Source organism: Leucobacter musarum subsp. musarum (assembly GCF_001273845.1).
Lineage (GTDB): Bacteria > Actinomycetota > Actinomycetes > Actinomycetales > Microbacteriaceae > Leucobacter > Leucobacter musarum.
On the sequence record NZ_JHBW01000123.1, the window covers coordinates 1 to 231 of the forward strand.

The following is a 231-nucleotide window of genomic DNA, read 5'->3' on the forward strand; positions in this document are numbered from 1 at the left end:
ACTCGGACGTCCTGCATCATCACGTGGGCGGGGCCGATAACGGGGCTCAGGTCATCGCGCGGCTCTACGATCACGACCACGAAGTCGTCGCCGAGTCGGCACCGTTGCAGCGCGCGGTGAAGGCCGCGGATAAGCCCACCGATCCGAAGCCCGTGGATCCGAAGCCGACGGTGTCGTTCACGGATGTGAAGAAGGGTGACAAGTTCTACACGGAGATTTCGTGGATGGCGT

The 231-nt window shown here is 62.8% G+C and carries 1 protein-coding gene; it reads left to right on the forward strand.

Annotation, left to right across the window (positions count from 1 at the left end; all coding sequences use genetic code 11):
• Positions 1-23: 23 nt before the first annotated feature.
• The coding region (locus CH42_RS15835; protein WP_156322627.1) for a hypothetical protein at positions 24-231 on the forward strand (208 nt) is incomplete at its 3' end.